This window comes from Pseudotabrizicola sediminis (assembly GCF_004745575.1).
GTDB classification, from domain to species: domain Bacteria; phylum Pseudomonadota; class Alphaproteobacteria; order Rhodobacterales; family Rhodobacteraceae; genus Pseudotabrizicola; species Pseudotabrizicola sediminis.
On sequence record NZ_RPEM01000002.1, the window covers coordinates 257364 to 272394 of the forward strand.

Genomic DNA, 15031 nt, shown 5'->3' on the forward strand with positions numbered 1-15031 from the left:
TTTTCCCGCAACGCTAGCGGCAAGGCGGCGCATGGACAATTCGGATCTTTGCCCCATAGTCCGTGACATGACATATGACAGCGACATCCTGATTGCCGGGGGGGGATTGAACGGCCCGGCACTGGCGCTTGCGCTTGCGCAATCGGGGCTGAGCGTGACTGTGGTTGATACCCGCCCCGCCCCTGCCCGGGCCGAAGCGGGTTTTGACGGGCGCAGCTATGCGCTGGCCATTGCCTCGAAACGCCTGCTGACTGCCATCGGCATCTGGCCTGCGGTGGCCGACCGGGTGCAGCCAATTCTGCAGATCAAAGCCTCTGACGGCATTGCCGGGCAGGGCGCGGCCCCCTTCTTTCTGCATTTCGACTCTGCCGAGATTGAAGAAGGCCCGATGGGCTTCATGCTGGAAGACCGCCACCTCTACCGCGCCTTTCTGGAGGCGATGGACGCTGCCCCCGGCCTGACCCTGCTGTCAGGCGAAACGGTTGTGGCACAGGAGGTATCTCCGAACGGCGTCACCGTCACCCTCGCCTCTGGCAAGACCCTGACCGCGCGCCTGCTGGTCGGCTGCGACGGACGCGGGTCCGGCACGGCCCTTCGCGCGGGGATCACCCGGGTTGGCTGGGGTTACGGCCAGACCGCACTGGTTACCGCGATCCGGCATGAGAAAGACCATCAGGGGATCGCCCAGCAGTTTTTCATGCCCGCAGGTCCGCTGGCGATCCTGCCGCTGGCCGGAGGTCACCATTCCTCGATCGTCTGGAGCGAAAGCGACAGTGCGGCCGCCGCCATCCAGGCGCTTGCGGATGCGGAGTATTTGGACGTCCTGCGCCCGCGTTTCGGTGATTTTCTGGGGGAGATCACGCTGGCAGGCGCGCGCTTCACCTATCCGCTGTCGCTGAGCCTGGCGCAAAGCTTCATCGCGCCGCGTGTGGCGCTGGTCGGCGATGCCGCCCATGGCGTCCACCCGATTGCCGGACAGGGGCTGAACCTCGGGTTGCGTGACGTGGCGGCGCTGGCCGAGGTTCTGGTGGATTCGACCCGTCGCGGCGAAGACATCGGTGCCGCCGATGTGTTGGAGCGCTATCAACGCTGGCGGCGGTTCGACGCCACCACGCTGGCACTGGGAATGGACAGCGTCAACCGGCTGTTTTCCAACGACAACCCGGCGCTCCGGATGGCACGCGATCTTGGCATGGGTGCCATCAGCGCGCTGCCGCGCCTGCGCCGTGGTTTCATCCGGCAAGCCGCCGGCCTGTCCGGCGATCTGCCGCGCCTGCTGTCAGGCCAGCCCCTGTGACCGGAGCGCAGGGGCCGTCGCAGGTGGCATCGAGCCACCCGCGACGGCGTTGCCACGGAGCAAGTCGCCCCGGTCGCGTGGAAAGCTCTTTGTGCGCCCTGGACCGGTGCCGGAGGCTTGGGCGCAGCATCTGCTGATTTGCACCTTTTCCAATCACTCAAATTCCAACGGTGCCGCTTATGCAGCGGTGGGGGGCAATAGCCGCCGGCATGTCAGTCCGCCAGATGGGCGCGGAAGGTCTGAACCACTTCGTCATAGACCGCGCGTTTGAAGGGGACGATCACGTCGCACATCTCTGCGGCGCCGATCCACTTCCATGCGGCAAACTCCGGGTGTTCGCGGTCAATGCTGATCTGATCGTCGTGACCGAGATAGCGCAGCAGGAACCACTTCTGCTTTTGCCCGCGGAACTTGCCCTTCCAGACCTTGCCCAGAAGCTCTGGTGGCAGATCATAGGTGACCCAGCCTTTGGTCTTGTCGATGATCTCGACGAGATCGGAGGTGACGCTGGTTTCTTCCCAAAGCTCACGCAGGGCGGCGTCGCGGGGTGCCTCGCCATCGTCAATACCACCTTGGGGCATTTGCCAGGCGGGAGAGGGCGAATCGAGCCGTTGGCCGGTCCAGATGCGACCTTCGCCGTTGATCAGCACCACCCCGACGCAGGGGCGGTAAGGGAGGGTTTCGGGGTCGATCGACATCAGCTCCGCCATTCCGGTCTGTTGGCGCAGCAAGCGATCCGCTCGCTGCGCCGTTTCAAGTCATCCCAAGAGCGGACCTTATTGTGCCACAGCGGCAAGTCCGCGCAGGATGTCGATGGCATAGGCCAGCTGATAATCCTCATCGCGCAGCTTGGCCGCTTCTTCGGTGCGGGCGCGTTCTTCTTCCAGCAGCCTGCGCTCGTCTTCAGACATCGAATCGTTGGACAAGGTGCCGCGCAGATCAGCTTCCGACGTCTGCGGGCGCAGGGCGCTGGTTTCCTCTTGCGCCGCTACGGCGGCCGGGTCGCGGCGCGGCTGGTTGACCACGATGTCGGGCATCACGCCCAGGGCCTGGATCGACCGGCCCGACGGCGTGTAATAACGCGCGGTGGTCAGGCGCATCGCGCCATCGCCCCGCAGCGGGATGACGGTCTGAACCGAGCCTTTGCCAAAGCTCTTGGTGCCGACCACGATCGCACGGCGGTGATCCTGCAATGCCCCTGCCACGATCTCGGACGCCGAGGCCGAACCACCGTTGACCAGCACGACAATCGGCTTGCCTTCGGCCAGATCGCCGGGTTCCGCATTGAAGCGTTCGCTGTCGACGGGTTCGCGCCCGCGGGTCGACACGATTTCCCCTTTGTCGAGGAAGGCATCGGAAACCCTGATCGCCTGTGTCAGCAGACCGCCGGGGTTGTTGCGCAGGTCGATGACGAAGCCGTTCACATTTTCCATGCCGCCCACCTCTTCGACGGCGGTGCGCAGGTTTTCCTGCAGGCCCGAATAGGTCTGGTCGTTGAACGTGGTCACCCGCAGCACCACGGTTTCGCCCACCACGCGGTTGCGCACGGCGACCAGCTTGATGGTGTCGCGGATGATCGAAACGTCAAATGGCTCTGACACGCCTTCGCGCACCACGGTGATGATGATCTCGGACCCGACCGGGCCGCGCATCAGGTCGACGGCGGCATCCAGTTGCAAACCAAGGACCGATTCGCCGTTCACATGGGTGATGAAATCGCCGGCCTCGATTCCGGCCTCGTCTGCCGGGGTGTCGTCCATTGGCGACACCACCTTTACAAAGCCCTCTTCCTGCGTGACTTCGATCCCCAAGCCGCCGAACTCTCCGCGGGTCTGCACCTGCATGTCGTCGAAGTCAGAAGCCGCAAGATAGCCGGAATGCGGATCCAGCGAGGTGAGCATGCCGTTGATGGCTGCCTCGATCAGCTCTTTGCTGTCGACCTCTTCGACATATTGTGCACGCACGCGTTCGAAGATGTCGCCGAACAGATCCAGCTGTTCGTAGACATTGGCGTTGCGGCTGTTTTCCTGCGCGATCAGAGGGGCCGCAAATTGTGTCGTAAGGACGACCCCGGCCACGGTGCCGCCGATTGCGGCCATTACGAACTTCTTCATGCCTCGTCCTACTCTCTCAATGCGGCGAACCATTCGGTCGGATCGACCGGGTCTGCCCCTTGCCTCAGCTCCATATAGAGCGTTTGCGTGCCTTGCACGCCACCACCTTCTTGCGTGGCTGCCAGAAATTCGGCAACCCCAGGTTCGCCCCCGCCCATCAGGCCAAGGGCCGCGCCGGGGCCAAGAACCTCTCCCACTTGCCCATAGACTGTTTCCAGCCCGGCGAGGATCAATAGATAGCCCCCTCCGGGCTCCAGTACGATCACATTTCCGTAGTCGAGCAAGGGCCCCAGGTAGCGGATCGTTGCGGGCCAGGGCGTGGTCACCAGCGCGCGCGCGCGGGTTGCCAGGGTCAGGCCGGGGCGGCGCACCCCGGCGGCATCGGATTCCATCGGCCGGCGCAGGACCGTGCCCAACACAGGCAGCGGCAGCCGCCCCTTGGCATCGGCAAAACTGCTGGTGTCGCCAATATCCAGGGCGAGGCCCGAGGCAAAGGCATCCAGCGTATCGGCGCTTTGCAACAACCCGCGCAGGGTTTCCGGGTCTTCGGTTAAGCGGCGGGGCAATTCGGTGCGGTCTGACATCGCCTGCGACAGCGCGGTCCGCGCCTCTTGTGCGACGCTCAGCCCGCTGGCCAAAGTTTCGCCGGCGGCCTGTTGCAGCGCCCGCAGGTCACGCAACTCGGCCAGCTCCGCCCGCAGGCTTTCGGCCTCGGCCTGCAAGGCGGGGGTCACATCGGCCAGCATCATGCCCGATCGAACCGTGCCCAAGGGGCCAGACGGGTGCAGCAACAAGAGCGGGCCGGGGCGGCTTTCCATCTGGCTGAGGACCCCCACCAGCTGCGCCACGCGGTCGCGTTTGGCCTGAAACTGCAGGTTCAGTGTGGTTTCGCGCAGATGGGCCTGCCGCAGCGCCTCACGCAGGGCACCCAGCCCGTCTTCATAGGCGCGGATGGTCCGGGTCAGCGCAGTCACCCGGTCGCGTGCGCTGGTTGCCGCCTCCAGAGCTGCCACCGCCTCTTGCAGGCTGGCCGAAGCGGTGGCCGCCTGATCAGCCACCCCTTGCGCCAGCGCCGGGGGGGCAAGCAGCAATAGGCCAAGGGCGGCAGCGCGGATCATGTCAGCAGGCTTACCCCGGTCATTTCAGGTGGTTGCGGCAGACCCATCAACTGCAACACCGTTGGCGCAAGATCGGCCAGCCTTCCCCCGTCGCGCAGGCGCGACCCCGTTGGTGCGCCCATCACGATCACCGGAACCGGATTCAGCGTATGCGCAGTATGCGGACCATTGGTGACCGGGTCCCACATCTGTTCGCAATTGCCATGGTCGGCGGTAACAATCATCGCGCCGCCGCACGCCTTCAGGGCGGCAATGGCACGGCCAAGGCCATGATCCACCGCTTCACAGGCCCGGATCGCCGCCTCCAGCACGCCTGTGTGGCCCACCATGTCGGGGTTAGCGAAGTTCACCACGATAAGGTCATGGCCCGCCTCGATCGCCGCCACCAGTTGGTCGGCCACTTCCGGCTCGCTCATCTCGGGTTGCAGGTCATAGGTTGCCACCTTGGGCGACAGCGGCATGAAGCGGGACTCGCCTTCAAACGGCACCTCGCGCCCGCCGTTCAGAAAGAACGTCACATGCGGGTATTTCTCGGTTTCGGCCAACCGGAACTGGGTCTTGCCCTGTGCGGCCACCCATTCGCCAAGGCAATTCACGATCACCCGTTTCGGGTAGGCGGTGGCCATATAGGCGTTATGCGCCTGCGAGTATTCCACCATGCCCAGCATTGCCGACCATGCGGGGCGGGTGCCCACGTCAAAGGCCTCAAACTGCGGCTGCCCCATCGCCGCCAGAATCTCGCGCGCACGGTCGCCCCGGAAGTTCAGGCAGAACAGGCCGTCACCATCCTTGGCTCCGGCATATTTTCCGATGACCGTAGGGGCGAGGAATTCATCAGTCTCGCCCTTGGCATAGGATTGCGCCACGGCGGCTTCGGCATCTGACACACGCTCAGCGTCTGCATGCACCATCGCCGCATAGGCCCGCGCCACCCGGTCCCAGCGGTTGTCACGGTCCATCGCCCAGTACCGCCCTGTCACGGTGGCCACCTGCGCGCCCTCGGGCAACCCTGCCACCAGCCGCGCCATGAATCCGGCAGCGGAAGACGGCGGCACATCGCGCCCGTCGGTGATCGCATGAAGCGCCACCGGCACGCCCAGATCTGTCAGGGCGCGGCACGCCGCCAGCACATGGCTGATATGGCCATGCACCCCGCCATCCGACACCACGCCCATCAGATGTGCGGTGCCGCCAGCGTGCTTTACCTTGGCGGCAAACTCCAGCAGGCCGACGTTGACGGCGAAACTGCCATCCTCGACCGCCAGATCAATCGCGCCCAGATCCATCGCCACCACCCGGCCCGCGCCGATATTGGTGTGCCCTACCTCGGAATTGCCCATCTGCCCGCTTGGCAGGCCGACATCGGGGCCGAATGTGGTCAGTGTGGAATGCGGGCAGGTCGCCATCAGCGCGTCGAAACTGGGTGTCTTCGCCAGCGCAGGCGCATCCCACTCGCGCACCGGGCCAAGCCCCCATCCGTCAAGAATGCACAGCACAACTGGCTTGGGGATTGCGGGTTTGGGCGGGGGGGTCATGATACTGCCTCATCTGCTTTGTCCGTGGTCATAGCCCGTGGTGCCGGTTCGGGCAACAGGCCGGTGCCGGGCCTCAGGCGATGCGCGCCAGTCAGAGCCCCTCTGTCTGGGCCCCATCGCCCCCGGCGGCAATCGGCACCGGCCTGCCCGCATTATCCAGCGCGACAAAGGTGAAATTCGCCTCGGTCACCTTTTCACTCAGTGGGCTGGCGCGCGGGCGGCGCCAGGTATCGACATGGATTGTCATCGACGTGCGCCCCAGTCGGACCAGCGTGGCATAAATCGACACCTCATCCCCCACCTTGACCGGACGGTGAAAGATCATCGCATCCACTGCCACCGTGGCACTGCGCTTGCCCGAGGTCAGCGCCGCCACACTTCCTGCGGCAAGGTCCATCTGGCTCATCAGCCAGCCGCCAAAGATATCGCCCGACGGGTTGGTATCGGCGGGCATGGCGATGGTGCGGATGGTGGGGCTGCCGGTAGGGGGCTGATCTTCGCGGCTCATGTCGGTCCTATGGTCTTTGGCGGTGGTTTCTGTATGCCCCAAGGCCGCCGCTGTGTCACGGCCCTGTGATCAGACAGGGATGCCTGTGGTATCCGGCACGGCAACAGCAACCCGCGTCAGCCCGGTTGCAAGTGCCACATGTGTTCAGATGCCCGAAACGGTGCTGTCTGCACCATTTCGATCATATGGCCCCCGGAACCGTCAGATGTCCCCGGTACACGTCGCGTCTGATGAGGACTGTAGCGTCAGGGCTGTCACTGCGCGTCACCGCACGATGGAATGAGCTCGGGTGCCAGACACGTGGCCCGCTACGCACCGGGTTTCGCTTAGAACCCGTGCAACCGGTCTGCCCATTGCCAGCCGATCATGATCCCTTTGACCCGCGGCAACATCGCAAGACTGCCCACCAGCACCACCGCGCTGATCATCAGGGCCGTCGCCATCGGGCCGAAATCACTGTAGACAATCATGAAGTGCAGCATGAAACCGGCGATGTGGCACATCACCAGAATGGTGAAATAGGCCGGACCGTCATCGGCCCTTTGTTGGGCAAAGCTCTGGCCGCAGACCTCGCAGGCCGGGGCAACCTTCAGATAGCTTGTGAACAGCCGTCCCTCACCGCAGTTCGGGCAACGGTGCCGCAGGCCATTCAGCATCGCGGGCTTTCTAAGGCGCTGATCGTCTTGCATCACTGTCTCCTAAGGACTGCTTCGATATAGACAGTCAGACACTCCATGCAATAGCGCGGCCTGCGGCAAACTACCCAATCAGCACCCGCGTTCTGTCTGAACCTCAAGGGCCCACAGCGCCGCAAAGGGGTCTGGCTGGCACGTGACAGATGGGCACCTGTGGGAACCGGAACGCATAAACCCCGAGCAGTCGGTCGATCCCGACCTGACCGCACAGCGGCTTTCAGGCCTGCGAAACCTCTTGATCGATATCCGATCCTAGGCAACCCTGTCTTCGCAGTGCGGCGCGGGCATTCATTCTGGCGCAAAAGCGCACTGCGATCCGACACAAGGGAATTTCCCCCTGATCGGATGCTTCTGCGGATTACGCGCTTTTCCTGTCGTCCCGCAGCCGGACCGACAATCGCTTGTTTAAGGGCTTTCGCCCTACCGCTTTTTTCATCTGCTCAATTTTCCGGAGTCTCTCATGCATGATCAGGCCAAAGCGAAGGCGGCGTGTCGGGAGAGAAATCATAATAAAACCCCGTAAGGGCGAAAAAATGCGCCTGTCTGGAACAGTCCATAGCCAGGAAGAAAGGCCCGCGCCACCAGATGCGCCCGCCTTTCTCAAGGGTTCACACCCGCGTCCTGCAACCGCAGAGCACCGCATATTTTAGCCCACGGCAGGTTATCGCTGGGTCAATGCAGGGCTGGCTTCATGCTCATGTGCGGTTCCAACGCCTTGGTCGAAGGAGTTTAGTCATCACATGCTTAGGGGGTGGTTGGGTGAGAGGCTGGACAACTCAGGTGAAAATATTTTCTTACTTATTTCATATGCTTGCGGCACAAGTTTGCGTCCGTTTGTAGCAACTCGTGACGCGCCATTTGTAGCATGACCGCCACGCTGACGCTTTCTTTAGCAAAGCGCCAGATGAAGGGTATCACAGAAAGAGTAGCCAGCCCCTATTCAAAGCGATCTCTAGATGAATGGGAACCGGCTGACCTTTCCTACGCCGACGCCTCATCCCGCGTCTAGGAGCTTCGTCAACGCGCGAACGCGGTTTGGCGTGATCTTTGGATCGCTGCCACATGAGATGATTCTGATGAACTCGATCCACGCCTTTTCGTTTGCGGTTAGATGGTCCCATTGCCCTGACGGGGCCGTTGGTAGCGTGAATACACCATCGTCGCTGGAAGAGGTCATTTGCCAAAGATCCCCCTCAGTGCGGTGCGTGACCTTGCGGTCAGCCTTGGGTCACTGTTGTCAGACGCGTCACGCAGCTCAGCGAGCCATCCGCGTTCGTTCTCGGTTGCAGGCGAACCGAAGATGTCCGTGATCGCCTTCGCTGCTGTTGCACCGACAGCTTGGTCCAGCGCCAGACGCATAAGATAGGCCGGATCGACCTCGAGCGCCTTCGCCAAAGACGGCACCCTGTCCAGCGGCACCTTGTTCCTCCCGTTTTTCAGGAAGGTCATCATGTTCGCGTTCGCGAAGCCGGCCTCCGAAGCGATCTCGGCTTGGGTCTTGCGGTGCGACAGGTCGCGGACACGGTCAGCGATTAGCTTAGCGGTTGCGGTGTTTTGATACGGGTTCGTCATGGTCTCGCTCATGTGGTTGGTGACCTGACATACTTACCGCGACCGAGAACGCTGGTCGGGTGGGAGTTTGAGCGACCTGGTGGGACATGCGAAGTCCTAGAGAATTCACGTGAATGCGATGGGGGTGCTGGCGGTGTCGGCAGGTCGGGGGCGGCTCAATCCTCCACCTCCCGGTAAAGCGATGAGCGCTATCGGCCTTAGAGGACGGTCGAGCTAACCTTGTGCTAATGGGTCCATCACCCAAAGCCGCCGTTCAAGCGCGGTTGCCGTAAACTCTGGTTTCACCGCCTCGCGAGGTCAAGAACCACTACATCAAGCTTGCCAACAAGCTCGACGGGCAGGCCTTCTTCAAGCTTCTTTTTCAGATCAGAAACCTGCAAGTTCGCGCGGTTCTTCAGACCTGCGATCTTTTCATCGGCGCCAAACCAGAGGACCAGATAGAGACCTTGTTCTTCTGCCGTTGGATGTACCGTGTAGCGTTCTGCAAGTTGCATCTGGGCGGCCGTGAAGAGCTCGGCATTCCATTGGCCTTTGACTTCCACAACCAGCATCTTTCTCCCTGCGGGCGTCTGGATGGAGGCTGTAATGTCGCATCGATTGCCGTCGGCAAGCTGATGTTCAATCACATCCACGAAACCTAGGGGCTCAAGGCGGGGTCTCAGCCAATTTACGATACGCTTCGTGGCGGCGTTCTCACCGAGGCGCTGCCCTTTCTCGTAGAACTGATCGATCACTCCAAGATCGCCGCCGTGGATATCTTCCTGCAAGCGTCCAAGGTACTCGAAAACGATGCGGCGCATGTGTTCAACGCTGGCTGGCCGTCCCTGATCAAGTGCAGCTCTGACGGCTGCAGCGCTCGCTGGAGTAAAGTCGCGTAGGGATCTTGTGCGCTTGCTCGCCGCCCGGATGCTTCGCAGATTTCTATGAAACGGTGCCATCCGAGGATCGGCGAGAAGGCCATCCAGAACCAGCAAGACAGCGTCCGTCGTATCCCGTCCAATCATGTAGACGATGTCACTCAGATAGCGATAGGCGGTTTCAGGTTTCGGGCTACCAGTGCCCCAACTTGAAGGAAGTGGGACAGGCGGCCAGCGGTCGATGAACGTGTCCAAGATTCGCGCGATTTTCGCGGCACTCAGGTCGGGCCACGTTGCATCGTCGCCTCTTTGCTCACTTCTGATGTGTTCGAGTTCGAAGATGAAATCCGGATCACGATCCAGAACCGACCAGACAGCTGACTGATCGTCATCCACGAACCAGAAGTGGCGAAGGAACCAAAAGCGCCGTTGCGCTTCAAGCCTGTGGGGCAGCATGCCGTAGTCAAGATCTGCACAGCGTTCCCGGATCAATGCAAGCAGGTCTTCACGATCCCCGTAACGAAAAGCCATATCGAAGAGGCGATTCAAGGGATGGTGCGCGATGACCGGAAACTTGCGCAACCATTCCAGAGGACGTGTTAGCAGAAGATTACGGAACGTTTCCTTGCGTTCCAGCCAGCTTACGTCGGCGGTTTCGCTGCCCGAAGCGAGCTGGGCTTCGACATACCCTGTTATGAATGCGTCTGCTTCAGGCTCACTACCAAAAAACGATGCGTCGACGGCCCCTTCGAAGCGCTCGCGTTCACCCTCAGTGCCCCAATTGTATCCACCGATATCTGTTCGGACCGCCGCAAGGACACGCCGATCAATATTCGACAGGTCACCGATGGCTCTGAACTCGGCGACACAGGCGGCATGGAGCCTGACTACGCTTGCGCGTGTGGTGCCCAACGCACACTGTTCCAAGGTCGGGATGTCATCGCCGACATTGCGGAGATAGTTCCTCAGGGACGCGTCTACGTCAATCAACCCGCGCGTAAGCTCGTCCATGTCATTCGGTTGAACCAAGTAAGAGCGCGCGATGTAGGTCAGCCAGCCTTTGTGTTGGCCTGCTTCGATAATGCCGCGATCTCGAGTCAGTGATCTGACCGCCTTGCCTTCATCTGCACGATCTCGACGGCGCCGACGGGCTTGGAAGCGAGAGCGTCGATCGCTGTTCTGCTGCCAATAATCGAACTGCCTGCGCTGCCGAAGTGCCCACCTTTCGAGGAATGCTGGCTTCTGCTGCGCTTGCCATCGCGCATGCTGCCGCAGATCGTTCGGACCTCGTTCCCTCGGTCCGGCGTAGAAATGGTGCGATGGCGAAAAGAAGTCCCAAAGCTCGACATTATCCGTGGCAAACGCATAGTCCATCAAGGGCCGAAAATCGTCGCGCAGGAGGGAGAGGCCAGCGTGTCCATAGCGGTCGATTCCTTGGTCAATCATGACCTCCCGCGTTTTTAGCCCGTCGAACGTCAGCCGCTGAATTTCACGGCGCAGGTCATGGTCCTCCTGCAGGACACGGACTGCTGGGCTGTCCTTGGCACTGGCCTTGCGATGGAAGTTAAGTGGTTTCAGCCAGCTCCAGATCCTCGCAGGATCCCGCGGCGCCTCGGCGATGTCGAAGAATCGGTCAAGGAGATGCCCACTAATTTTGCTGATGCCATCTCGGCAGTGACATTCCCATGAACGCGCACCGCAAGTGCACGCCAAGCCCTGTGTAACCTCGTCAAGCAGCCAACCACACAGATCAGCGTCGAAGTCCCGCACTAGAATTCGTATGAAGTACCGTGATCCGATCACGCGTTCGCGCTCTCTTGGATCCGTCGGGTACAAGTTGGCGCAGGCCAGAAGCAGGTCCCGAAGCTTTTCGCGAGGTTGGCGTCTGACCCCCATGTGGGTAAAGATCTTTGCAGCGAGACGCAGGACCTCGTTCGTGCCAGACGCGATAAGTGGATCGACCATCGGTGCCAGGTCGAGCTGTTCCCTTGAGAGGCAATCGAACGCTGCGTGCCTGCACTGCGGTGTGGCAGTGTCGTCCAGCACGATCGCTTCCAGTTCTGGACGCAGCGAAGTGACCGCAGGCGAACCCGACAGAAGCTCGAGCAGCAGCGCGCGCAAGTCACCTCCGGTTTCGCGAACGATCATTGGGCGGATCGCATCAACGATGTCAGGAGAAAAGAACCCCGAGGCACTGAAACTTCGCCAGCGATCTACACGGCGGAAGAAGGGATCATCGGCCTCCAGTTTGCCGAGGGCTTCAAGAAGTCGATGTCTGGACCTAACCGAGAGACGCGATGGATCCCCGTTTGAGAGGACTGCATAGGGGTCAACATCGATTGCCGCATCCTGGACATTCTGGCTTCCCAATGCCGCCATCCAACCAAGGAGACCACGAAGGTCATCGCGGGTGGCACCGTTGGGTGCTATGATGCTCAGACACTGCTTCACAGTGAATGTATTTGCAGGATCGTCAACCCGTTGGACAAGCGCCCGGGCTGCGCAGTGCTCTGCAACAATGCGGTGAACAGGTTCATGCCGGTCAGCGCCAGCGGCCGGTCTAAAAAGGCGGGTATCGAGTATTGAGGGGAGTCGTTGGTCGGGCAGGCCAAGGTCAGCGAGATGGGGGAATGTTGGGCCTTCGGCGATTGCAGCCATTGAAACCCCATCGGAACCTGACAACAGGAGGCGCGCAAAGACTTCGTCCGCCCAAGCGATACGTTGCTCAGCTGTAGGCGCGTCACGTGTAGAAACTGACCTATTTGTCTCGCGAGCCAGATAGCGAACCGCGTCGCCGAAGATCTCATCTCGGTTCGTGAATCGACCTCCGGCCTGAACGAACGCATCCGCGAACAGGTTCAGGAACTCTGGATTGCCAAGGAGATGAGTTAGGTCGTGGCGGGCGGCATCGGAGAGGAAATTCTCGAAGCTGGCGCCTGGATGGCGATGGCGAAAGAGCAGAGCCTGCTCGTCTTGATCAAAAGGGACCAATCTGGCGAGGATCGGCTCGATACCCAGGATGTCATGCAGCAGACGGGTGTCTGCGTCGCTCCACTCCCCGGATCTGCTCGAAAGGATTGTGCGATTAGCTCCCGTATGTCGCAGCTCTTTCAAAGCGCGATGAAGGCCTGTCGGATCAATGCGAGCAACTTCATCGAAGGCATCGACGACGATGCAGGGCGCAGTTGTTCTTTCGAAGATGCTGGCTTTGACTGGCTTGGTGCCAAACCGCGCAGCAAGACTTGCCAGCAGGGCAGATTTTCCCGCCCCTGGCTCGGCTAAAACGATTGCGACGCCAGGTTCAGACAGCAGTCCCGGTTCTGGCACCAGTCTATCACCCAACAAAAGCTTGCGAGGGACATGGAACGACGGCAGTGGTTGATCTTTCTAATGATTGAGCACCTGACGAGCATGCAACCTGATGAACTGCGTCGCAAGCTGGAGTGATGCCCCTGCTGCGAACGTATGCTGCCTTGGCTCCTGACCGTCCGAATTCCTGCCCAGGGTGGTCGGTGGGGCTTCACACATCGACTGTCTGCTCTCCGCCCTACACGCAATCTGGGCAGGCGTCAGGGTTTACCAATTCAGCGCCTCGGTCACAACGGTAAGAATTTCCGTCCGGCGGCCTGCAGGAACTTCAGCTTTATCCGCCACATCCAACCACCTCGCAACCGAGTTATCCACCTCCTCAACGATCGCTGCGGCCCGCTTCGGCTTGATCCCCGCCTTCGCGGCCACCTCGTTGATCTGTACCCGCCCCGGTCTACGGCCTTCCCCAGCCACAAGCAGCGTATGTTCACCGCCAGGACCGCTGCTGAAGCTGAGATCATAGGCGGGCGCAAGAGACCATGAACCAGTCTTGTCCATCAGGAACGCGTGGTTCTTGAGGTGATCATCGCGGTTAAGGGTGCGGATGTTGAACACCATTCGGCGGAACATTTCCTCCACCGCGCGCTGATCGCGGGTCATGAGACGCACCACCTTCATCAATTCGATGTAGTCGAGGGTCGCAGTCCGGAAGTCGACGTCCAACAGCGCAGCTACAGTCTGCATGTGCAGACGCTGCGCAACATCGCGGTCGAAACGGTCCGTGACGAAGAAGGGTTCACCCGACGTTGCGCGGATCACCTGCACCGGTGTCATGTTTATCCCTGCGGCGCGAGCCATTGTCGCATACGCAGATTCGGCCTCGACTGCACCCTCTGAATCTGAAAGTGCGCGCCTCTTGACAAGCACATGACGCCAGCCCGCCTCCGCTGTCATCCGGTGGCTGCGCAGACGCGATCCGTCGTCCGAAAGCTGAGCCACGAACTTCGGTCGAGCGCCCTGAGACCCGCCGGCCATCATACGCAAACGCTCCAGATCGTCCGCTGTCGCAGCGCCACCCACTTTGGGCACCAGTCGGTCAAACCAGTCAAGGCTGATCTCCTCAACGGCGTCTGGCTGCACCTCCGGTCGATAGGTCAGCGCACCCATGCCAGCACGGCCGATCATCGCGAGGCGATCCATGTCTGAGATATCAACTGACCGCCGACCACGCGCTGCCAGCTCCCGGTCAATCAGAAGCCGCCCCCAGCCGTCTGGCAGGCTGTCACCAAAGAGACCGGGTAGATCACCAAAAGCGCGTCCCTGCGGCCTCAGGAGGCTGTTGTGGCTCTTGACGAGCAGAGGGCTCAAGGGCAATGGCTGCGCAGCGAAGGTGGTGTCCCACTCAACGACAGCCTGGCGTGTCGCAGCGTCCCAGCCCATCGTTCCGACAGGTGATGATGACTGATCGTCAAACTCCAGAGAAACCAACAGGCGGCGGGTCATGTGATCTTCTTTCGCGCGCGAACCCGCTTCGGTGGTTGCGACTGACGCTCAACATCTTGAAGGGTGCGGGCTTCAGGTATGGGAAACAGGCTGTGAAACCCATCCAGAGCGTCGAGAGCTTCCGCCATCGCGAGCAGGGTTGTGAACGCCACTTCTCCTGTCAGTTCGAAGCGCTTGAGCGTTCCGAGAGGCACGCCAGACCGCGCCGACAATTCCACCTGTGTGAGGTTGAGCGCAACACGCCGCGACCGGGCCCGCTCTCGGATAACCTCGCGAATGTCTGAAGCTGTGTCGAGATTCGGTATCATGGCTCACATGTTAGTCGAAAGATGTTCATCGTTCTAGTAATGGCTATCATGTGATCTATAATCTGGTAGGTTCGAAGCGCGCTAGATCCAATGTTGTGTGGGCGCTATTTCATGGCCCAGACGTTAACATTGGTGCTTTCCAACAAAAATAGTCGGAAAGTAAAATGTCACATACTGTGCCTCGGATGTAAGATTAGCGCGAGAAAAGGTAAGAT

General features: G+C 60.9%; 11 protein-coding genes. 1 reads left to right on the forward strand and 10 read right to left on the reverse strand.

From position 1 onward, the window contains the following. The first annotated feature begins 67 nt into the window (after positions 1–67). Complete coding sequence (locus tag EEB11_RS03920) at positions 68–1297, forward strand: FAD-dependent monooxygenase (protein ID WP_135429109.1); 1230 nt, start codon at positions 68–70, stop codon at positions 1295–1297. A gap of 212 nt (positions 1298–1509) precedes the next feature. Here the strand turns inward: EEB11_RS03920 and EEB11_RS03925 are convergent, their stop codons facing one another. The 10 genes from EEB11_RS03925 to EEB11_RS03970 all read right to left on the reverse strand — a co-directional run bounded on the left by EEB11_RS03925 (position 1510) and on the right by EEB11_RS03970 (position 14816). Further along, the gene (locus tag EEB11_RS03925) at positions 1510–2007 is read right to left on the reverse strand and encodes an RNA pyrophosphohydrolase (RefSeq protein WP_245298760.1); all 498 of its coding nucleotides are present in this window, start codon (positions 2005–2007) and stop codon (positions 1510–1512) included. A 66-nt stretch (positions 2008–2073) separates the two neighbouring features. Further along, entirely contained in the window at positions 2074–3411 is a 1338-nt protein-coding gene (locus tag EEB11_RS03930; RefSeq protein ID WP_135429111.1) for a S41 family peptidase, read from the reverse strand. An 8-nt stretch (positions 3412–3419) separates the two neighbouring features. Then, entirely contained in the window at positions 3420–4529 is a 1110-nt protein-coding gene (locus EEB11_RS03935) for a murein hydrolase activator EnvC family protein (protein WP_135429112.1), read from the reverse strand. Further along, on the reverse strand, positions 4526–6064 hold the full coding sequence (gene gpmI / locus EEB11_RS03940) for a 2,3-bisphosphoglycerate-independent phosphoglycerate mutase (RefSeq protein ID WP_135429113.1): 1539 nt from the start codon (positions 6062–6064) through the stop codon (positions 4526–4528). The genes EEB11_RS03935 and gpmI overlap by 4 nt, the downstream gene beginning before the upstream one ends. A gap of 91 nt (positions 6065–6155) precedes the next feature. Then, on the reverse strand, positions 6156–6572 hold the full coding sequence (locus tag EEB11_RS03945; RefSeq protein WP_135429114.1) for an acyl-CoA thioesterase: 417 nt from the start codon (positions 6570–6572) through the stop codon (positions 6156–6158). Positions 6573–6898: 326 nt separating this feature from the next. Next, positions 6899–7261, reverse strand: coding sequence for a DUF983 domain-containing protein (locus EEB11_RS03950; RefSeq protein WP_135429115.1), 363 nt, complete (start codon positions 7259–7261; stop codon positions 6899–6901). Positions 7262–8440: 1179 nt separating this feature from the next. Continuing rightward, positions 8441–8851, reverse strand: a complete 411-nt coding sequence (locus EEB11_RS03955) for a helix-turn-helix domain-containing protein (RefSeq protein WP_245298761.1) — start codon at positions 8849–8851, stop codon at positions 8441–8443. Positions 8852–9120: 269 nt separating this feature from the next. Continuing rightward, positions 9121–13023, reverse strand: a complete 3903-nt coding sequence (eruA, locus tag EEB11_RS03960) for an NACHT domain-containing antiphage protein EruA (RefSeq protein ID WP_135429116.1) — start codon at positions 13021–13023, stop codon at positions 9121–9123. A 249-nt stretch (positions 13024–13272) separates the two neighbouring features. Then, complete coding sequence (locus EEB11_RS03965; protein WP_135429117.1) at positions 13273–14508, reverse strand: type II toxin-antitoxin system HipA family toxin; 1236 nt, start codon at positions 14506–14508, stop codon at positions 13273–13275. Continuing rightward, a complete protein-coding gene (locus EEB11_RS03970) occupies positions 14505–14816 on the reverse strand; it encodes a helix-turn-helix domain-containing protein (protein WP_135429118.1) in 312 nt (103 codons plus the stop codon). Before EEB11_RS03970 ends, EEB11_RS03965 begins: the two co-directional genes overlap by 4 nt. Positions 14817–15031: the final 215 nt, after the last annotated feature.

What these genes read in the sequence shown, in the direction of transcription:
- EEB11_RS03920 (WP_135429109.1), top strand. Translation starts at nt 68, where the DNA reads ATGACATATGACAGCGACATCCTGATTGCCGGGGGGGGATTGAACGGC.
- EEB11_RS03925 (WP_245298760.1), bottom strand. Translation starts at nt 2,007, where the DNA reads ATGGCGGAGCTGATGTCGATCGACCCCGAAACCCTCCCTTACCGCCCC.
- EEB11_RS03930 (WP_135429111.1), bottom strand. Translation starts at nt 3,411, where the DNA reads ATGAAGAAGTTCGTAATGGCCGCAATCGGCGGCACCGTGGCCGGGGTC.
- EEB11_RS03935 (WP_135429112.1), bottom strand. Translation starts at nt 4,529, where the DNA reads ATGATCCGCGCTGCCGCCCTTGGCCTATTGCTGCTTGCCCCCCCGGCG.
- gpmI (WP_135429113.1), bottom strand. Translation starts at nt 6,064, where the DNA reads ATGACCCCCCCGCCCAAACCCGCAATCCCCAAGCCAGTTGTGCTGTGC.
- EEB11_RS03945 (WP_135429114.1), bottom strand. Translation starts at nt 6,572, where the DNA reads ATGAGCCGCGAAGATCAGCCCCCTACCGGCAGCCCCACCATCCGCACC.
- EEB11_RS03950 (WP_135429115.1), bottom strand. Translation starts at nt 7,261, where the DNA reads ATGCAAGACGATCAGCGCCTTAGAAAGCCCGCGATGCTGAATGGCCTG.
- EEB11_RS03955 (WP_245298761.1), bottom strand. Translation starts at nt 8,851, where the DNA reads ATGAGCGAGACCATGACGAACCCGTATCAAAACACCGCAACCGCTAAG.
- EEB11_RS03965 (WP_135429117.1), bottom strand. Translation starts at nt 14,508, where the DNA reads ATGACCCGCCGCCTGTTGGTTTCTCTGGAGTTTGACGATCAGTCATCA.
- EEB11_RS03970 (WP_135429118.1), bottom strand. Translation starts at nt 14,816, where the DNA reads ATGATACCGAATCTCGACACAGCTTCAGACATTCGCGAGGTTATCCGA.